The sequence below is a fragment of the Meiothermus sp. genome (genome assembly GCF_025056915.1).
Lineage (GTDB): Bacteria > Deinococcota > Deinococci > Deinococcales > Thermaceae > Meiothermus.
The window spans coordinates 1-17,824 of record NZ_JANWVH010000061.1 but is presented as its reverse complement, the minus strand read 5'-3'; the positions used below and the strand labels follow the sequence as shown (position 1 = coordinate 17,824).

The 17,824-nt window shown below is 63.2% G+C and carries 18 protein-coding genes and 1 pseudogene; 9 read left to right on the top strand and 10 right to left on the bottom strand.

The window, feature by feature from the left end:
• The coding region (locus tag NZN28_RS10375; protein WP_295397923.1) for a GNAT family protein at positions 1-554 on the top strand (554 nt) is incomplete at its 5' end.
• 12 nt (positions 555-566) lie between these two features.
• Here the strand turns inward: NZN28_RS10375 and NZN28_RS10370 are convergent.
• Positions 567-1,241, bottom strand: a complete 675-nt coding sequence (locus NZN28_RS10370) for a zinc metallopeptidase (protein ID WP_295397922.1) — start codon at positions 1,239-1,241, stop codon at positions 567-569.
• Between the two features lie 597 nt (positions 1,242-1,838).
• Here NZN28_RS10370 and NZN28_RS10365 point away from each other — a divergent pair.
• From NZN28_RS10365 to NZN28_RS10350, 4 genes are all read left to right on the top strand, one after another.
• Positions 1,839-2,540, top strand: a complete 702-nt coding sequence (locus NZN28_RS10365) for an HAD family hydrolase (RefSeq protein WP_295397920.1) — start codon at positions 1,839-1,841, stop codon at positions 2,538-2,540.
• A 511-nt stretch (positions 2,541-3,051) separates the two neighbouring features.
• The gene (locus NZN28_RS10360) at positions 3,052-3,627 is read left to right on the top strand and encodes a hypothetical protein (RefSeq protein WP_295397918.1); all 576 of its coding nucleotides are present in this window, start codon (positions 3,052-3,054) and stop codon (positions 3,625-3,627) included.
• Between the two features lie 17 nt (positions 3,628-3,644).
• On the top strand, positions 3,645-4,445 hold the full coding sequence (locus NZN28_RS10355) for a histidinol-phosphatase (RefSeq protein ID WP_295397916.1): 801 nt from the start codon (positions 3,645-3,647) through the stop codon (positions 4,443-4,445).
• Positions 4,446-4,491: 46 nt separating this feature from the next.
• Entirely contained in the window at positions 4,492-6,102 is a 1,611-nt protein-coding gene (locus NZN28_RS10350; protein WP_295397914.1) for a helix-hairpin-helix domain-containing protein, read from the top strand.
• A gap of 119 nt (positions 6,103-6,221) precedes the next feature.
• On the opposite strand, the gene NZN28_RS10345 is transcribed toward NZN28_RS10350, so the two are convergent.
• Positions 6,222-6,659: a CBS domain-containing protein gene (locus NZN28_RS10345; RefSeq protein WP_295397912.1), complete on the bottom strand. Its 438-nt coding sequence runs from the start codon at positions 6,657-6,659 to the stop codon at positions 6,222-6,224.
• Between the two features lie 87 nt (positions 6,660-6,746).
• Between NZN28_RS10345 and NZN28_RS10340 the strand changes: the two genes are divergently transcribed.
• Positions 6,747-7,289: a flavodoxin domain-containing protein gene (locus NZN28_RS10340; protein ID WP_295397911.1), complete on the top strand. Its 543-nt coding sequence runs from the start codon at positions 6,747-6,749 to the stop codon at positions 7,287-7,289.
• A 335-nt stretch (positions 7,290-7,624) separates the two neighbouring features.
• Here the strand turns inward: NZN28_RS10340 and NZN28_RS10335 are convergent, their stop codons facing one another.
• Together NZN28_RS10335 and NZN28_RS10330 are read right to left on the bottom strand one after the other, a co-directional pair.
• The gene (locus NZN28_RS10335; RefSeq protein WP_295397909.1) at positions 7,625-9,070 is read right to left on the bottom strand and encodes a helicase HerA-like domain-containing protein; all 1,446 of its coding nucleotides are present in this window, start codon (positions 9,068-9,070) and stop codon (positions 7,625-7,627) included.
• Between the two features lie 102 nt (positions 9,071-9,172).
• A complete protein-coding gene (locus tag NZN28_RS10330; RefSeq protein WP_295397908.1) occupies positions 9,173-9,502 on the bottom strand; it encodes a tRNA-binding protein in 330 nt (109 codons plus the stop codon).
• A 159-nt stretch (positions 9,503-9,661) separates the two neighbouring features.
• On the opposite strand from NZN28_RS10330, the gene NZN28_RS10325 reads away from it, so the two are divergent.
• Both NZN28_RS10325 and NZN28_RS10320 read left to right on the top strand, forming a co-directional pair.
• Positions 9,662-9,973, top strand: coding sequence for a hypothetical protein (locus NZN28_RS10325; RefSeq protein ID WP_295397906.1), 312 nt, complete (start codon positions 9,662-9,664; stop codon positions 9,971-9,973).
• 77 nt (positions 9,974-10,050) lie between these two features.
• Positions 10,051-10,488: a DUF420 domain-containing protein gene (locus NZN28_RS10320; RefSeq protein WP_295397904.1), complete on the top strand. Its 438-nt coding sequence runs from the start codon at positions 10,051-10,053 to the stop codon at positions 10,486-10,488.
• 126 nt (positions 10,489-10,614) lie between these two features.
• Here the strand turns inward: NZN28_RS10320 and minC are convergent, their stop codons facing one another.
• The 5 genes from minC to NZN28_RS10295 form a co-directional block, all read right to left on the bottom strand.
• On the bottom strand, positions 10,615-11,160 hold the full coding sequence (minC, locus tag NZN28_RS10315; protein WP_295397901.1) for a septum site-determining protein MinC: 546 nt from the start codon (positions 11,158-11,160) through the stop codon (positions 10,615-10,617).
• A 95-nt stretch (positions 11,161-11,255) separates the two neighbouring features.
• Positions 11,256-12,650: a dihydrolipoyl dehydrogenase gene (lpdA, locus tag NZN28_RS10310; protein WP_295397899.1), complete on the bottom strand. Its 1,395-nt coding sequence runs from the start codon at positions 12,648-12,650 to the stop codon at positions 11,256-11,258.
• A gap of 56 nt (positions 12,651-12,706) precedes the next feature.
• Positions 12,707-14,092: a dihydrolipoamide acetyltransferase family protein gene (locus tag NZN28_RS10305; RefSeq protein WP_295397898.1), complete on the bottom strand. Its 1,386-nt coding sequence runs from the start codon at positions 14,090-14,092 to the stop codon at positions 12,707-12,709.
• 9 nt (positions 14,093-14,101) lie between these two features.
• Positions 14,102-15,076 (bottom strand): alpha-ketoacid dehydrogenase subunit beta, encoded by a 975-nt coding sequence (locus tag NZN28_RS10300; RefSeq protein ID WP_295397896.1) that lies wholly within the window; start codon positions 15,074-15,076, stop codon positions 14,102-14,104.
• A 41-nt stretch (positions 15,077-15,117) separates the two neighbouring features.
• Positions 15,118-16,227, bottom strand: a complete 1,110-nt coding sequence (locus NZN28_RS10295; RefSeq protein ID WP_295397894.1) for a thiamine pyrophosphate-dependent dehydrogenase E1 component subunit alpha — start codon at positions 16,225-16,227, stop codon at positions 15,118-15,120.
• Positions 16,228-16,574: 347 nt separating this feature from the next.
• Here NZN28_RS10295 and NZN28_RS10290 point away from each other — a divergent pair, with 347 nt between their 5' ends.
• On the top strand, positions 16,575-17,012 hold the full coding sequence (locus tag NZN28_RS10290) for a 23S rRNA (pseudouridine(1915)-N(3))-methyltransferase RlmH (protein ID WP_295397892.1): 438 nt from the start codon (positions 16,575-16,577) through the stop codon (positions 17,010-17,012).
• A gap of 86 nt (positions 17,013-17,098) precedes the next feature.
• Here the strand turns inward: NZN28_RS10290 and NZN28_RS10285 are convergent.
• Positions 17,099-17,824, bottom strand: a pseudogene (locus tag NZN28_RS10285) (peptidase S8 and S53 subtilisin kexin sedolisin); the annotation flags it as partial.

Genomic DNA, 17,824 nt, shown 5'->3' with positions numbered 1-17,824 from the left:
ATGAGCACGCTGAACTTCGCCTGCTCCAACTTCACCACGCCGAAGCGCTGTTTACCCTGACCGACGCCAATCGCAAACACCTGCGGCGCTGGCTTGGGTGGGTTGATGACACCACTTCCCCATACGATACGCTCGACTTTATCCGGGGAGCCCTGGAAGGCTTTGCCAGAGGAGAGCAACTGCCCCTCACAGTCTGGTATCGGAAAAAGCTGGCCGGAACCCTCACCTTGTTCGACATCAAGCCCCGCCACCGAACCGCCGAGATTGGCTACTGGTTGGGCACGGCGTTTGAGGGTAGGGGCTTGATAACCCGTGGGGTGGAAGCACTCATCAATCATGCATTTTTTGAGATGGGCCTCAATCGCCTGAAAATCAGGGCCAGCACCCAAAACCACAAAAGCCGGGCTATTCCTGAGCGACTGGGGTTTACGCTCGAGGGCATTTTGCGCCAGGAAATCTGGGTCGGCGATAGGCCGCAGGATCTGGCCCTTTACGCGCTCTTAAAGCAAGACTGGCCCATGCAAAAGCCCCGCAGCAAGCGGGGCCGAAGTTGAGTGGCGTTGGTCTTACTCGCGGTTTTGCATCATGATGGCCACGTAGTGCAGGATGGTGGCCAGCGAGTTGGCCAGGGCCGCCACGTAGGTCATGGCCGCGGCGGTCAGGACGGCTCTGGCGCCGCTCATCTCGCTGCTGTCCAGGAAATTCATCTTTTTGAGGATGTTCAGGGCCCGGTTGGAAGCATCGAACTCCACCGGTAGGGTCACCAGCTGGAACAGCGCGGCAGCGGCGAAGAGCCAGATGCCAATGCTCATCAGGCCGGTAGCCCCCATGAACATTCCGGCAATAAAGATCCAGGGGCCAAACATGCTGCCGATGTTGGCTACCGGCAGAATGCTGTGCCGAACCCTGAGCCAGGCGTAGCTCTTGGCGTCCTGGATAGCGTGTCCGACCTCGTGGGCTGCTACCGCGAGGGCGGCGGCTGAGGGGGAGTGAAAGTTGGGCTCAGAGAGGCGCACAGCCTTGGCGATGGGGTCGTAGTGGTCGGTCAGGGCACCCGGCACCATCTCCACCCGCACGTGGTGAAGCCCGTAGGCGTCCAGAATCGAGCGGGCTACCTGCTCACCCGTCACCCCCCGGCTGTTGGCGACCCGGCTGTAGCGGGCATAGGTTCGCTGGAGCCAAAACTGTATGAACAGCGTTGCCACAAAAACCACAATCATTAGCAGAAACGTAATCGTCATTCTTCCCTCCTACACGTATAAGGTAGCAGACCCCACATGAGGGCTCTGAGTCCTGGGTCACTTGCCTGGACTGGGTGCAAAAGGTCACAATTGCAGGCAAACCTGGGGGTGTCGAGCCTGGTTCACAGGTTTTCCTGGATAGACAGCCGAAGGCCCATAGCATCACTCCTTGCGACCTGAAACTTTTATGGTTATGCAAGGGAGCAAAACATTAGCCAATAAAGCTTCACTCCAAGCGTAACAAGGAACCTTCTCAGGGTGTGGTCTGTGCTAAGAAGCTGTAGTTTTCCGTCGTTCCATATTCTCGACGAATCACTGCGCCTTCACAGAGTGACGGCGCATTTTGGCTGAATTTTGAAAATCTTTGTACTTCTAGCCTGGCCCCTGTTCGCAAGTGAGCCAGGACCCTACACTATTGCGTTCTTTACAGAGGTGGCTTCCCACCTAACGAGAATGCGCCTGGGTTCAGATGTATGTTACACACCCAAGCGTGGGCCGGGCCCGGCCCACGGGTGCTTGGGTCTCGAGTTTCTGACTGGAGCGTCATCTGACCCAGCCCACCCTGGAAAGCGTTTTACACTGGGCGAAGAGGGAAGTATGGTCGAGTGTATCGCCTTCGATGCCGACGGAACGCTGTGGAACGGCGAAACCCAGTTTTGCGAGGCCCAGGCCCAGTTCAGGCGGCTGATGCAGGAATATCTGAACGGCTCGTACGAAGATCGGTACCTTGAAGAGACCGAGCGCCGCAACATCCAGCACTACGGCTACGGGGTCAAGAGTTTCGGGCTTTCCATGATTGAGACCGCCCTCGAGCTCACCGAGGGCCGCATTTCGCCGGAGCACATTCGGTTTCTGGTCAACCTGACCAAAGAAATGCTGGCCGCGCCGGTGAGGGTACTGCCCGAGGTCGAGGCGGTGCTGGATGAACTTTCGGGCGATTATCCCCTGATGGTGATTACCAAAGGCGACCTTCTGGATCAGGAAACCAGGTTCCTGCGGTCGGGCCTGAGCGAGTATTTTCGCTCGCTCGAGGTGGTCAGCGCCAAGGACCCCTTCAGCTACAGCCGCATCCTGCGACGCCACCGCATACGCCCCGAGGTTTTTCTGATGGTGGGGAACAGCCTGCGCTCGGACATCTGGCCGGTGCTGGAAATCGGGGGTCAGGCGGTATATATTCCCTCGCCAGGGGCCAAAAACGAGGTCTTGCCGATGGACGACCCCAAACTGGGGCAGTACGCGAGGCTCGAGCACATCGGCCAGTTGCCGGAGTGGTTGGAAGCCCGGCTGCTGGCTGCCTGAGCGGGGCGGGCTCTTATCATTTGGCTAGAGCCCTCTTCACATATTGTGAGCCATTCGAGTTCAAGAAAGCCTTGTCCTGAACAGAACAGTGGCCGCCTGGAAACTCGAACACATGCGTCTTGGCCCAGACCCAACGCAGACACTTGTCCCTTCTCGTTTTCGCGGGCGGCCACGTCTGTGAAAAGCGCGATAAAATAGCGCCCTCGCCTGGCGATGCCCATTTTTGCCCAAGCGCCACCCGGTGCGCCTACCACAAAGTGAGAATCGCTATCCTCTCTCGCAATGGGGAGAGGGAAAGTAGCAAACGATAAAAGCCTGTGAGTTGGGTCAAATAACCCACCAACTTTCCGGTTTCGCGCTATTTTGAAGGGGAAGTCGGGTGCACTCATACCATCGCTTCGTTCGCCAGGCCTGTCTTCAACACCCCAAGCCCGCCAGCCGCCTCCCTGGCGGGGTTGGTGTTTTAATGAACCGTGCAAGGGTCTTTTGGTTTAGACAGTAGACTGTAAGCATGATTTTTTCGCTCGAGCAAGCCCCCCCTGGGCTTCCTGAAGTGGGCGAACTGCAAGCGCTGCAACAGGCGGGCCTGGCGGTCGCGCCGACCTGGGTGCTGGTGGGGGTGGAGGCCGAGTTTTACCAGCTCGGTAACCTGGCCGAACAGATTCGGCGGGCCTTCGCGGGGGTGTTTGGCGCGCGGCTGGACGAAGAAAAACTGGAAAGGGCCTCTGCCTTTGCCGAGAGGCTCCTGCGCGAGTCATACCTGCTGCCCGAGCGCGCCGACGAGATTCGGGCAGCCCTGCCGGAAGGCCCCTTGCTGGTGCGCTACGCCGGGGAGGTGCCCTTTGGCCTGGAGGTGGGTCAGCAGGAAACCCTGTGGGCCCTCAAACGGCTGTGGGCCAGCCGCTGGCAACTGGACGCGGTACTTTCACGCCAGCCCCAACTGGCCCCGCCCGAGGTGGCCAGCCTGGTGCAGAGCGTGGGGCCAACCCTAGCCCTGGACGAGGCTTTGTCGGCCCAGGCCCGCGAGGTGCTGGGGCGAGCCACCCAGGTCTGGGCCAGCGAGGGTCGGGTGGTGCGGGTAGGCTAGGCCAGAAGGGAGACCCTGTGTACGACAGCCACATGCACACCCCCCTCTGCAAGCACGCGGTGGGCCAGCCTGCCGAGTATGTGCGGGCCGCTCGGGAGGCGGGCTTGCAGGGCGTGGTCATCACCGACCACAGCCCCATGCCGGCCTGGTTCGACCCTGAGGTTCGCATGGAGCTGGCCGAGCTGCCCTTTTACCACGCCATGTTGGAAAAAGTGCGTTTGGAAGCGGGTAGCTTCTACGTGGGGATTGGCCTCGAGGCCGACTTTCACCCCGGCACCGAGTACTTTGTGCGGCGGCTCTGCCGGCAGTATGCCTACGACTACGTGATCGGTTCGGTGCACTACATTGGGGCCTGGCCCTTCGACAACCCACGCTACCAGGCCGAGTTCGAGGAGCGCGACCTGCGCGAGGTGTACCGCGCCTACTTCAAGCTGGTGGCCGAGGCCGCCCGCACGGGCCTGTTTCATGCCATCGGGCACCTGGACTTGCCCAAGGTGATGGGCTTTCGGCCCCCCGAGGGCTACGCCGACTTGGCCGAGGAGGCCTTGCAGGTGATTGCTGGGGAAGGGCTGGCCCTGGATGTGAACACTGCCGGCTGGCGCAAAAAAGCCGCCGAGATTTACCCCAGCCCGGAACTCCTGGCTCGGGCCGCAGAGCTCCAAATTCCGGTGGTGCTGGGCTCCGATGCCCACCGCCCGGAAGACGTGGCCCACCGTTTTGCCGAGGCGGTGGCCCTGCTGCGTTCGGTGGGCTACCGCGAGGCGGTGGTGTTCAAGGCCGGGAGGCCGGAGGCCTATGCGCTGGCCAATCGCCCGTAGCCGATGCGAACGAAGCTCGACGGGTTTCTGGCGTTAGGCTATGGGTATGAACCGTAAAGACCTGGCGGAAATGCTCGAGTACGCCGCCGACCTGATGGAGGTGCTGGGCGAGGGCGAGTTTCGGGCCAAGGCCTACCGCAACGCCGCCCGCAACCTCGAGCAACAGGAAACCGACCTGAGCGAGCTGGCCGCCCGGGGTTTCAAAGGCGTGCCGGGGGTGGGGCCGGCGCTGGCCCCCATGCTCAGCGAAATTGTACAGACCCAGGAGTTTCCCTACCTGGCCGAGCTCGAGGGCCGCATCCCGCCGGGGGTGCTCGAGCTTTTCCGGGTGCAGGGCCTGGGCCCCAAGCGCATCCGGGCCTTGTGGGAGCACGGGGTGAACAGCCTGGAGGAGCTGGTGCGCTGGGCCGAACAGGGCCGCATTCGCGCTCTACCGGGTTTTGGCGCCAAGAGCGAGGCCAGCCTGCTGGAGGCGGCCCGCTACGCCCTGGCCAACCTGCGCCGGGTGATGCTGCCGGTGGGGCTCGAGGTGGCCCGGCTGCTCCTGACCGACTTGGCCAACGCCGGGTTCAAAGCCGAGCTGGCGGGCAGTGTGCGGCGGGGTCTGGAAACGGTGGGCAACCTGGACCTGGTGGTGGTGGGCACGCCCGAGCAGGTGCGCCCGGTGCTTGGGCGCTATGTGGAAGAAGTGCAGGGCGAGGTGCTGCTGGGGCGGCTGGAGGGCCTGCCCTTGCGGGTTTTCTGCACCCCTGCGGCCTCATTTGGCTCGGTGCTGGTGCAGGCGACGGGCTCGAGGGCGTGGTTGGAAGCCCAGGGGCCCATTCCCCCGGGCCTGGCAAGCGAGGCGGAGGTGTTCCAGGCCCTGCAACAACCCTTTGTGCCGCCTTACTGGCGGGAGCAGGAGCATATTGGGCAGCCTCCCCCCGAAGCCCCCCTCCAGCCCTCGCAACTGCGGGGCCTGATTCACGTACACTCCACCTACTCCGATGGCAGCGCCACCCTGCGCCAGATGGCCGAAGCGGCCATTGCCCAGGGCTTCGAGTACATGGTCATCTGCGACCACTCCCAGACGGCGGCCTATGCCGGGGGGCTGCGCGAGGCGGACGTGCTTCGCCAGTGGGCCGAAATAGAGGCGCTGAACGCTGAACTGGCCCCCTTTCGCATCCTGCGCGGCATCGAGTCCGACATTTTGCCGGATGGCTCGCTGGATTATCCCGACGAGCTGCTGGCCCGCTTCGAGGTGGTGGTGGGCAGCCTGCATGCGGGTCTGAACCTGGGCCAAACCGAGCAAACCCAGCGCCTGCTGCGCGCCCTGGATAACCCCTACCTGAGCATCCTGGGCCACCCCAGCGGGCGCCTCATCCTGCGGCGCAAAGGGGCTGAGGCCGACTGGGAGGCGGTGCTGGAGCGGGCTCAGCAAAATGAAAAGGTGGTGGAGTTCAACTGTAGCCCTTACCGCCTCGACCTGGACTGGCGCCTTATGCTGGCCTGGCGCGACCGCCTCTACTTTTCGCTGGGCCCCGACGCCCACAGTGTAGAGGGCCTTGCGGACATTCAATACGGCCTTCTATTTGCGCTCAAATCGGGGCTGTCCCCCGAGCGTGTGGTCAACACCTGGCCCGCCGAGCGGCTCCTGGCGCTAAAGAAACGGGGCTAGGCCATCCTTATCGCGCTCTTCACAGACGTGGCCGCCCATCCAGGCGGCCACTGTTCGGTTCAGAACCAGGCGTTCTCGAACTCGAATGGCTCATAACATCTGAAGAGCGCTCTAAGGGGTTATGGATTGGTTTCCGCACCCACCAGCAGCTCGGCCTCACGCTGCAAGAAAGCCTTCAGCACGTCCGTCACGGTGATGATGCCCACCAGCTTGCCCTCGTGAACCACCGGCAATCCCCCCACCTTGTGCTCGAGCATCAGCTTGGCTGCCGCCTGGAGGGGCAGGGTATCGGAAACCGTAACCGGGTCGCGGGTCATGATCTCGCCCACGGTGAGCTTGGAAATGAGATAGTTAAGCTCCCAGATGGAAAGCGAGGTGGCATCCGAGGGCATGGCTTCCTTGAGGTCGCGGTCGGTGACGATACCGATGACCCGGCCTTCCTTGACCACCGGCAGGCGGCGGAATCCCCCTTTCTTCATGATCCGGGCGGCCTCGGGCACCGTAACATCTGGGGTCACCACGTCCGGGTTTGGGGTCATGCAGTCTTTAACCAGCATCGCTATCACCTCACGATCAAAGTTACTCTCCCCGGCCGGGGGCAGATGTCTCTACAGCCCTGGCAGCGGGGTCTTTAGCCTGAGTCTGTGGAGACTTGGCGGGTTCTGATCGCCTATGCCAGCCGCCTGGGCAGCACCCGGGAAATTGCCCAGGCCATCGCCCAGGTCTTGAGCGAGCGCGGGGCGGTGGTGGAGGTGCGAGGCGTGGACGAAGTGGAACAGGTGCAGGGTTACCAGGCGGTGGTGGTGGGCAGCCCGATTCGCGAGCAACAGTGGCTCCCCGAAGCCAAAGACTTCGTGCAAAAGCACCGCGAGACACTCCGTCGGTTGCCCTTGGTGTACTTTGCGGTCTCGGGTCTGATGAGCAATCCGACCCCGGAGCATTTTCACGAGGTTTACGAGTATTTATCCGAGGTTCGAGACTTTGCGGAGCCCTTGGAGGTCGGCATCTTTGCGGGCTCGCTGGACTATAATCGTCTCAACCACGATCAAATGGTGAAAGTGCTCAGCAAGGGGCTGCCCGAAGGGGATTTTCGCCGCTGGCAGGACATCCGGGCCTGGGCCGAGGAGGTGGCAGACCGCTTGCAGCTCGAGCTAGCCCGGCGTCAGGCTTCCGAACCGAAGCCCTGATTTCTTTGGGTTGGAAACGACCTCTGCCCGACCCAAAAGTTTTTTTCCAGCCGATGCGCCCGTGTTGCTCCAATGCGTTAGTACGCAGTCGTAAAGATACCCATACATGCCCACAGATTCCAAAGAGTGATAGCCCTCAGGCCCCTCCCTACCGCGTAGGGAGGGTTGGGGAGGGTATCGGACAAAACCCCCCATCGGCTGGTTGCGTGAAGGGCCAGTCAGCTACCCCACCTGGCCTACCTTAGGAGGTAGGGGAGAGCGAGTCCAGGCCAGGATTGACTTGATTCGCTCACCGTGCGGGTGTGCTTTTATGCGACACAGTATCTAGAGCGCTTTTACCTTCTGCGCTTGCTGCCCCCCAGCAGCCCCCCCAGCACCCCCCGCACGATGCGCTGCCCCTCCCGGCTGGCCAGGAATCCCACCGCCCCCTTGGCCAGGTCGCCCAGGAGGTTGCCCCCGGTGGGCTGGGCCTGGGCTTTGGGGGTTGAAGGGGCGGGCTGCACCGACTCGGCGGCCCGGCTCCGCAGGACTTCGTAGGCCGACTCGCGATCAAGGGCCTTCTCGTAGTGCCCATAGACAGGCGACTGTTGAATGACCCGCCGGCGCTCCTCCGCCGAAAGGGGCGGTAGCTGGGTGCGGGGCGGGTAGATCAGGGCCCGCTCCACGATGCTGGGAATGCCCTTCTCGTCCAGGGTCGAGACCAGGGCCTCGCCCACCCCCATTTCCAGGATGACGGTGGCCACGTCCAGCTTGGGGTTGGGCCGGAAGGTCTCGGCGGCGGCCTTGACGGCTTTCTGGTCGCGCGGGGTGAAGGCCCTCAGTGCGTGCTGGACGCGGTTGCCCAGCTGCCCCAGCACCTCGTCGGGGATGTCTAAGGGGTTCTGGCTCACGAAGTACACACCCACCCCCTTGCTGCGGATGAGGCGCACGACCTGCTCGATCTTCTCCCGCAGGGCCTTGGGGGCCTCGTCGAAGAGCAGGTGGGCCTCGTCGAAGAAGAAGACCAGCCTGGGCTTCTCGGGGTCGCCCACCTCCGGCAGCCGCTCGAAGAGCTCGGAGAGCATCCAGAGCAAAAAGGTGCTGTAGAGCTTGGGCGACTGCATCAGCTTGTCGGCGGCCAGGATGTGGATGACCCCCTTGCCGCCCTGGGTCTGGAGGAGGTCCTCGAGGTTCAGCGCTGGCTCGCCAAAGAAGCGGTCGCCCCCCTGTTCCTCCAGGGCCAAAAGCCCCCGCTGGATGGCCCCGATGGAGGCCGCCGAGATGTTGCCGTACTCGGTCTTGAACTGCTCGGCGCGGTCGCCCACGTACTGCAGCATGGCCCGCAGGTCTTTGAGGTCCAAAAGCAACAGCCCGTTGTCGTCGGCAATCTTGAAGACCAGGGTGAGCACCCCGCTCTGGGTCTCGTTGAGGTCGAGCAGGCGGGCCAAAAGCAGCGGCCCCATCTCCGAGACGGTGGCCCGCACCGGGTGCCCCTGCTCGCCGAACACGTCCCAGAACACCACCGGGCAGGCTTCGTACTGGAAGTCCGCCAGGCCCAGCTTCTGCACCCGCTCGGCGACCTTGGGGTTGTCGCCCCCCGGCCTGCACATCCCCGAGAGGTCGCCCTTCACGTCGGCCATGAAGACCGGTACCCCGATGCGGGAAAGCTGCTCGGCCAGCACCCGCAGGCTCACGGTCTTGCCGGTGCCGGTGGCCCCGGCAATCAGGCCGTGGCGGTTGGCCATCTTGGGGTACAGGAATACGTCCGATTCACCTCTGGCAATGGGAATGGGCTCTGGCATAGTCGGCTCCTGCTGAACATGATACCGCTCGATGTGCGGGCACCCCCAAGGGGCCAGGGGTCAGGCGGCGGTTGGCTAGGCTGGGCTTCGTGAAGACCTGCCTCAGAAAACCCGCCCGCCCAGCGGTACCTCGCGCTCTGCCGAGAGCAGCACCACCCGCCCCGCTTCGTCAGGCAGGCCCAGCACCAGCACCTCGGATTTGAAGCCGGCAATGTTGCGCTCGCCCAGGTTGGTCGCACAGATCACCAACCGCCCCACCAGGGTTTCGGGGGTGTACAGGTCGGTGAGCTGGGCGCTGCTCTGCTTGATGCCCAAAGGGCCCAGGTCTACCCAGAGCTTGTAGGAAGGCTTGCGGGCTTTTTCGTGGGGCTCGGCTTTCTGGATGCGTCCGACGCGCAGCTCGAGGAGTTGAAAGGCTTCGTAGGGCGTCATGTGTAAAGTGTCTATGGTCAATCGTCCATAGTCAATGGTAGTTTTGAACAACATCAAAACCTCGGTACTTGTCGCAGTTCATCTGGTAAGGCCCAACCTGACCACCCAGGCTCCTTTACTACGCTGTACGGGGCGCTTGCTGGCCCATATACTGGGAAGGTGCAACGCTTGCTCGACCAGGCGGCCACTCTGATTCGGGATGCCCGCGAACTCGCACCCGAGCAAGCAGTGGGCTCGCTGAAAGAATCGGTGGGCCTTCTTGAAGCGGTACGACCCTCCAAAGAGCGCGATGGGATGATGGCGCTGGCCTATTTGCGGTTGGCCCAGGTGCAACGGCAGCTGGGCAGGCGCAACGAAGCCGAACGGGCTTTTATGCTGGGGTACAGCTATGCCCGCAGCTCGAGGGAGGAGCGGGTGCGCCGCCTGGCGGAAAAACTCAGCGCGGAGTTCGTAAACAATGGCCAGGGATAAATGTGACTGGCGAAAATAGGCTATTTTGAAACAGCTACAGGGAGCACCCTGTGCACGACCAGGAGGAAACAAGAACCATGGGTCAGATGTTGGGCGATATCGCCGCCACACTAATTGCTCTGTCCGGTCTGGCAGTTGTCATCGGGGTCATTCTTATCAAGCGGGGGGATCGGGTCTGGCATCCTCGAGTGATGCTGGTTGCCACCGGTCTGGCAGCGCTTTTTTTGGTTTTCTACCTGCTCAAGTGGGGGCTTTATGGAACCACCCGCTATGTGGGGCCGGAAGAGTGGCGGGGGGCCTACTATGCCTTGCTCATCAGCCATACCGTTCTGGCCGCCATCAACGGGCCCCTGGTGTTGTGGCTGATCTACAACGCCCTCAAGCAGCGCTTCAGCATCCACAAGGCCTGGGCCCGCTGGACGGTGCCGGTCTGGCTTTATGTGGCGGTAACCGGCTGGATTATTGACCAGATTCTGCGCGCCTACGGCGAGTCGGCGGGTGGGATTGGCTTTTGAGGTGAGACAAGCCGCGGGGGTTTGGGGGCGCCAGCAAATCCTGGAAATCCCCTACCCTCCGACCACCCACCCCCACCTTGCGGTTCCTTGAAAGCGGCCTGGATGCCTTTGGTGCAGGAGCCTTTCTCAAGCTTTCTTACCCCAGGCTTCCAGTACAATTCGACCCTCGGCCACCCTGGCCCGTTCGGGGCCGCGGGCGCTTTTTTCACCGTCGGGGGACTGGGCCACATGGTGGGCAATGCGTAGCTGCTTGGCTTCCAGGCTCATAGCCCAGATGGCGGCCTCTTCCTGCCCGGTGGCTCCGGCATGGGCCAATCCGCGCAGTTTACCGACCACAATAATGTCCCCAGCCGCAATAATTTCGGCCCCTGCGTTGACATCGCCCAGCACGACCACCGTGCCGGGGGACTCCACCCGGGCGCCTGAGCGCAGGGTCTGGTCTATGACCTCGGTGTAAGGAATGTATTTTTCACCTCGCTGGGGCCTGAGCTGAAGGCCACGTTCGCGACCTAGCTCGAGCAGGGCTTCCAGGGTTCCCTGGGTCACGACCCCGGCCACTTCTACTTCCAGGGGTAGGCTAGGGAGTTCGGCCAGGGCTTTGCGGAGCATCTCGGGGGTCTCGTTGCCGTCGAGCCGTAGGGCCAGCGCGTTGAGGGTTGCACGAATCCGCATTGAGGGAAGTTATACCAGCCCAACGGAACCCTCACAAGTCGCAAGGGTTCTCAGCAGGGCCGAACACGCCACCCACTTCAAACTACGCGCTGAACTTAGCGATTGGCGATGTGGATGGCCTGACGGTGCAGGTGCTCGGCGGCCTCCATGATGCCCTCGGAAAGGGTGGGGTGGGCATGGACGGTCAGGCCCACATCGGTCACGGTGGCCCCCATCTCCAACGCCAGCGCCATCTCGGCAATTAGGTCGGAGGCGCTGGGCCCCAGGATGTGGGCCCCCAGCAGGAGGTCGGTCTCGGCATCGCCGACCAGCTTGATGAGCCCCTCGCTGGCCCCCAGGGTCATGGCCCGGCCCGAGGCCGAGAGGGGGAACTTGCCCACCTTAATCTTGTAGCCAGCTTTGGTGGCTTCCTCCTCGGTCAGGCCAACGGCGGCCCACTCCGGGCTGGTATAGACCACATTGGGAATCTGGTAGTCCATGACCGCATTGCCCCCGGCGGCGTTCTCGGCGGCAATCAGGCCCTCCTTCATGGCCTTGTGGGCCAGAAGGGGCGGGCGGGTCACGTCGCCGATGGCATAGATGCCGGGCACGTTGGTCTCCATGCGCTCGTTGGTGGGAATGTAGCCGCGCTCGTCCACGGTTACGCCCAGGGCCTCGAGCCCCAGCCCCTTGCCCCGGGGCCGCCGCCCGGTTGCGACCAGGATTTTGTCCACCACCAAGGTGTCCTGCTGGCCGCTCTGGGTGTGCTCGAGGGTGACGTGCAGGCCGTCTTTTTTCTTCTCTACGCCGACCCCTTTGGTCTGGGTGCGGATGGCAATGCCCTGCTTGGCCAGCACCTTCGCCAGCAGGCCGGCGGTCTCGGGGTCGGCGGCGGGCAGAATCTGGCCCATGAACTCGATCACCGTGACCTCGGCGCCGAGGCGCTTGTAGACCTGGGCGAACTCCAGGCCAATCGCGCCGCCTCCGATGCAGAGCAGCCGCTTGGGAAACTTTTCCTCGACCCGCAGGGCCCCGGTGGAGTCCACGATGTCCTTTTGGTCCACTGCAAAGCCGGGCAGGGTGTTGGGCTCGGAACCGGTGGCCACGATGAAAGTTTTGCCCTGGATGCGCTCTCCCCCGACCTCGATGGTGTTTTTGTCGACAAACCGGGCAAAGCCGGTTCTGAGGTCCACCTTGTTGCCCTTAAAAAGCTGGGAGACCCCGCCGGTGAGCTTTTTGACGATGCCGTCGCGCCATCCGGCCAGCTTTTTGGTGTCGAGCCTGGCTTCTTTCACCTCGAGGCCAAAGGCTCCCCCGTGACGGAGGGCCTCGAGTTCCTCGGCGGCGTGCAGCAGGGCCTTGGTGGGAATGCAGCCCACATTGAGGCAGACCCCCCCCACATGCTCTGCCTCTACCGCCAGCACTTTTTTGCCAAGCTGGGCTGCCCGGATGGCCGCATGGTAGCCGCCAGGGCCGGTGCCAATCACGATTACATCGTAGATGGTCGACATAGACTCCCCATTCTAGTCAGTGCTCAGATGAAAAACAAAATCTGCCTGTTGAAAAACTACAGCGCTTCCAGGAAGAGCCGCTCGGGCTTTTCCAAGAGCCGGATGACTTCCTTGCAGAACCGTGCGGCCTCGGCGCCGTCTACCAGCCGGTGGTCGAAGGAGAGCGAAAGGTACATCATCTGGCGCACTACAATTTCGTCCTGTTCGTTTACCACCGGGCGCTTCTGGATGGAGTGCACCCCCAGGATGGCCGCGTCGGGCACGTTGATGATGGGGAAGCTGAAGAGGGCCCCAATGGAGCCGATGTTGGTCACGCTGAAGCTGGAGCCGCTCACCTCCTCCGGGGCCAGCCGGCCGGAGCGGGCCTTTTCGGCCAGGTCGGCAATCTCGCGGGCCAGTTGCAGCAGGCTTTTGCGCTCCACGTCCCGAACCACCGGCACAATCAGGCCATTCTCGGCGGCCACGGCCATCCCGATGTTTACATAGTGCTTGAGCACCACTTCCTGCCGGGCCTCGTCGAGGGAGCTGTTGAGCGAGGGAAACTTCTTGAGCGCAACTGCGATGGCCTTGAAAATGAAGGGCAGGTAGCTGAGCTTAACCCCCTGGGCCTCGGCTTCCGGCTTGAGCCGCTCGCGCAGGGCCACCAGCTCGGTCAGGTCGACCTCGTCCACCGAGAGGGTGCGCACGGTGTAGAGGTGTGAGGCCACCATCTGCTGGGCGATGGCCCGGCGCAGGCCGCGCAGGGGAAGGCGGGTCTCGAGGTCCTCGTAGCCTTTGGGGGGCTTGTACTGAACCGGCGGAGGAAAGCCAGCGGGCGGTTTGGGGGCCGCAGGCTCCGGCGAAGGGGGCTGGGTCTGCTTGGCCGCGTAGGCCCGCACATCCTCCACCCGCACCCGACCCCCTGGCCCTGAGCCCGGAACCTGGGCAATGTCCAGGCCCAGCTCGCGGGCCAGCTTGCGGGCCGCCGGCACCGCAATCACCCGCCGGGGTTGGGCTACGGTACTGCTCTCTGCAGCTTGGAGCGGGGCTGCCTTGCTGAAGGGGTTTTTCACCTGCTCCGGCTTGCTGTCGGGTTTGAATAGGGAGAGGTTGGCCCCATCGTCCTCGGCGACCTGGCCCGGCTCCACAATGGAGCGTTCCTCCTGGGCCTGGATGCTGGGCGCGGGGGTGGGTTTTTGGTCCGAAATGGGGGCGGTCACCTCACCCGGTTCGGCCACCAGGGCAATGGGGGCATGCACGGGCACCACGTCCCCTTCCTTCACCAGCTTTTGCAGGAGTACCCCGGCCAGGGGGCTGGGCAACTCCACCGTGACCTTGTCGGTCATCACCTCTACAAACGGCTGGTCTTTTTGCAAGGGGTCGCCCTCGTTGACCAGCCAGCGAAGAATCTCACCTTCCACCACCGATTCTGCAAGTTCGGGTAACACCACTTCTTTGGGCATGCGTCCTCCCTAGTAGTCGAGCAGGCGTTTGGCTGCATTCAGGATGCGCGTCACGGTGGGCATATAGAGCTTGTCCTGGGCCAGCGGATAAGGGGTATCGAAGCCGGTTACCCGCAGGGGCGGGGCCAGCAACTGGTCGAACAGCTCCTCCGAAACCGTGGCGGCCACCTCGGAGGCGAGGCTGGCCGTGCGCGGAGCCTCGGAGATCATTAGCAAGCGTCCGGTTTTGGCCACCGAGTTCAGGACGGTTTCCTTATCCCAGGGCATCACGGTACGCAGGTCAATCACCTCTGGCTCTACCCCGGCAGCGGCCATCTCCTCGGCGGCCCTGAGGGTCTCGACCATCGGCCCCCCATACGAAACCAGGGAGATGTCGCGGCCCTCACGGCGGACGGCGGCCTTGCCGATGGGAATCAGGTAGTCGTCGGAGGGCACCTCTTCCTTGATGGCGCGGTAAAGCCGCTTGGGCTCCATGAAAACCACCGGGTCGTCGTTGCGGATGGCCGCCTTCAGAAGCCCTTTGGCGTCGTAGGGCGTGGAAACCACCACCACCTTGAGGCCGGCGGTGTGGGCAAAGTGGGCTTCGGGGCTTTGTGAGTGGTGGTGCCCCCCCTTCACACCGCCGCCGGTGGGCATCCGCACCACCATGGGGGCGGTGAACTGCCCCCCGGAGCGGTAGCGGAGCTTGGCGGCCTGGGAGAAAAGCTGGTCAATGCCGGGGAAGACGTAGTCGGCGAACTGAATCTCGGCCACCGGGCGCATGCCGTGGGCGGCCAGGCCCACCGCGGCCCCCACAATGGCCGCTTCGGAGAGGGGCGAGTCTATCACCCGGTCAGGGCCATACTTTTGTTGCAAGCCCTCGGTGGCCAGGAAAACCCCCCCGCGCTTGCCCACATCCTCCCCCAGCAGCATTACCCGCTCGTCGCGGCTCATCTCTTCGTCCAGGGCGGTGTTGATGGCCTGGATTAGGGTCATGGTTGGCATACAATCTCCGTCTTATGTCAAAAGAGGACAGACCTCTGCCCTTAGGACTGCAACTCGTCCATGACCAGGCGGCGCTGCTCCTCTAAATGCCAGGGCCGGGCCGCGTACACATCGTCGAACATTTGCAGCGGGTCGGGTTCGCCGGCCTCCTGCGCGGCTTGCAGGGCGGCCTCGAGTTCCTTGGAGATTTCCAGGCGCAGCTCGTTGGCCCACTGGGCATCCCACAGGCCCTGCTTTTCCAGGAAGCGCTGGTAGCGCGGCAGGGGGTCGTGCTGGCGCTCGGCGGCCAGCTCCTCGCGGGAGCGGTAGCGGCTGTCGTCGTCGGCGGAGGAGTGGGCCCCAAAGCGGTTGACCACCAGCTCCACCAGGCTGGCCCCATGCCCGAGCCGGGCTCGCTCGATGGCTTCCTGCATTACAAAATAGCTGGCCAGCACATCCAGCCCGTCCACGTAGTATCCCGGAATCCCGTAGGCCTGGGCCTTGACTGCGATGTTCTCGGAGGCGGTTTGCTTGGAGATGTTCACGCTGATGGCGTAGCGGTTGTTCTCGCACACAAACACCGCCGGAGCCCCCTGCACCGCGGCAAAGTTGACCCCGGCGTGCCAGTCGCCCTCGCTGGTGGCCCCATCGCCAAAAGTGCAGACCGCGACCTGCTGGGTGCGGCGCAGCTTCATGCTGATGGCCGCCCCGGCCGCCGGGGGCACATGGGAGGCGATGGCCGAGCAGACCGTGAAAATGTTCAGGCTTTTGCTGCCGGGATGCGAAGGCATCTGGCGGCCCTTGGCGGGGTCGGCGGCGTTGCCCAGGGTCTGACCAAAGATTTCCACCAGCGGAACCCCCATGGCCAGCACCAGGCCCATATCGCGGTAGTAGGGGAAGAGCCAGTCGTGCCCCCTTTGCAGGGCGTGGGCGATGCCCACCTGGGCGGCCTCGTGGCCCGCGTGGGGGGCGATGAAGCTGGTTTTGCCGGTGCGAATCAGGATGACGAGTTTCTCGTCCAGCAACCGCGCCGCCAGCATATCGCGGTAGAAGCGTTGGAGCTGCTCGGGGGGCAACCCATGCTCGAAGGGGGCATTCCAGTGGCCCTGTTCGTCTATCAGCCGGATGGGCTCACTGCTGAAGGGTTGGAAGCGAATTTTCTCTTGAACCATGTTTCCTCCCGGCCTGCTGGGATGACCAGCCAGCCCGACCTGCCAAGCCTTGGGTAAAGGCTTTTTCGTCCGCGGCGCCCTGGGTAAGGACGGCCACGGGGAACAACCACCCAGCAATACCAAAAAACCTCCTGTTGAGGAGGCCTGGGGTTGGATTTTGGTATACCGGGCTCGAGGTTTCGGGAGAGCCAATCACTGCCGGTAGCGCCAGGCTCTTTCCCATACCGACCTCTTGGTACCCAAGATTATAGCCGGTTTTGCCCGGGGCCAAATGGGGGCGGGTTTGTAATGAAGAATAGGCAATTTCGCTATGCTTATTGCGTTTGGTGGTTATTTGGGCTGGCCCTATGAAGCTTCGCATATGTGTGATTGGCAAACCCAAGCTGGCCTACGCCAAAGCTGGTGTGGAGGCATACCTGGAGCGGTTGCAGCGGTACGGGCGGCTCGAGCTCCTCTACCTGAAGGAAGGCCCCCAGGTGCAGGAGGGACAGCGCTTGCTCCAGGCCTCCGAAGGCTATAAGCGGGTGGTGCTGGACGAGCGGGGAGCGTTGCCCGATACCCTGGCCTTCAAGGCGCGGCTCGAGGCCTGGGAGATGGGGGCCGAAAAAGGCGTGGCGTTCCTGATTGGGGGCGCCGAAGGCCATGCCCAGGCGGTGCGCGACCAGGCCGACTGGCTGCTGGCGCTATCCAAACTCACCCTCCAGCACGAGCTGGCCCTGGTGGTGCTATTGGAGCAGCTCTACCGGGTCGAAACCCTCAAGCGGGGCGAGCCCTACCACCGGTAAATGTGCCTTTCTGGGGCCCCCACGGCAAGCGTGCAAACCAATCCGTGAAAGTCAATGGCATCCCTGCAAGTGCGCACTGGACAAGCTTACCGTGGGGTCTCTTCGCGGGCCGGGTAGCCCATCTGTTTGAGCCACTTTTCGCGGGTGAGGGTGGTGGCGAGGATGGGCTCTAAGGTGATGTCAATCCGGCTTCTGCTGGGCATCACCGTAGCGATGTTGCCGTTCTCACGGTACCAGCCGAAAAGGTCCCCCACATCCTGGGTGCCGTTGTTGTTCACATCCTTCCAGGCTGAGATGCGATAGCCCACCAGCCCGGTCGTCGAAAGCTCGTTTCGGCTGTAGGCTGCCTGGGTGCCGGTCTGGGTGATGACCACCGGATTGAAATCCAGCAACAGGCTCAGGGTGGGGGTTTCGCGCAGCACCGCGTCGAAGTACACCCGGGTGCCCTGCACGTTCTGGGCGGGCGGGGGGGTGGTGGGGGGCTGTACCACGGTCAGGGTGATGCGGGTCTCGCCCTGCACGGTCTGGCCGCCCACGCTGGCGCTGCCGCTGACCACCAGGGTATAGGTGCCGGGGGTGCTGCCCGCGGGGATGGTCAGGGTGGCGCTGCTCTCGGATACGGGGCTGGCGGGGCTGAAGCTGGGGGTGGTACCGCTGGGCTGCCCGCTCACGCTCAGGGCCACCGGCTCGCTAAAGTTGGTGCGGCTGATAGAGATGGTCACGCTGGCGCTGGCGCCGGTGTTCAGCGTAAGGGCATTGGGATTGGCCGAGAGCACCAGCGAGCGGGGGGGCGGGGTGTTGAGGCGCTCGAG

Coding starts and splice junctions, on each gene's coding strand:
- NZN28_RS10370 (WP_295397922.1), bottom strand. CDS start 1,241: ATGACGATTACGTTTCTGCTAATGATTGTGGTTTTTGTGGCAACGCTG.
- NZN28_RS10365 (WP_295397920.1), top strand. CDS start 1,839: ATGGTCGAGTGTATCGCCTTCGATGCCGACGGAACGCTGTGGAACGGC.
- NZN28_RS10360 (WP_295397918.1), top strand. CDS start 3,052: ATGATTTTTTCGCTCGAGCAAGCCCCCCCTGGGCTTCCTGAAGTGGGC.
- NZN28_RS10350 (WP_295397914.1), top strand. CDS start 4,492: ATGAACCGTAAAGACCTGGCGGAAATGCTCGAGTACGCCGCCGACCTG.
- NZN28_RS10345 (WP_295397912.1), bottom strand. CDS start 6,659: ATGCTGGTTAAAGACTGCATGACCCCAAACCCGGACGTGGTGACCCCA.
- NZN28_RS10335 (WP_295397909.1), bottom strand. CDS start 9,070: ATGCCAGAGCCCATTCCCATTGCCAGAGGTGAATCGGACGTATTCCTG.
- NZN28_RS10330 (WP_295397908.1), bottom strand. CDS start 9,502: ATGACGCCCTACGAAGCCTTTCAACTCCTCGAGCTGCGCGTCGGACGC.
- NZN28_RS10320 (WP_295397904.1), top strand. CDS start 10,051: ATGGGTCAGATGTTGGGCGATATCGCCGCCACACTAATTGCTCTGTCC.
- minC (WP_295397901.1), bottom strand. CDS start 11,160: ATGCGGATTCGTGCAACCCTCAACGCGCTGGCCCTACGGCTCGACGGC.
- lpdA (WP_295397899.1), bottom strand. CDS start 12,650: ATGTCGACCATCTACGATGTAATCGTGATTGGCACCGGCCCTGGCGGC.
- NZN28_RS10305 (WP_295397898.1), bottom strand. CDS start 14,092: ATGCCCAAAGAAGTGGTGTTACCCGAACTTGCAGAATCGGTGGTGGAA.
- NZN28_RS10300 (WP_295397896.1), bottom strand. CDS start 15,076: ATGCCAACCATGACCCTAATCCAGGCCATCAACACCGCCCTGGACGAA.
- NZN28_RS10295 (WP_295397894.1), bottom strand. CDS start 16,227: ATGGTTCAAGAGAAAATTCGCTTCCAACCCTTCAGCAGTGAGCCCATC.
- NZN28_RS10290 (WP_295397892.1), top strand. CDS start 16,575: ATGAAGCTTCGCATATGTGTGATTGGCAAACCCAAGCTGGCCTACGCC.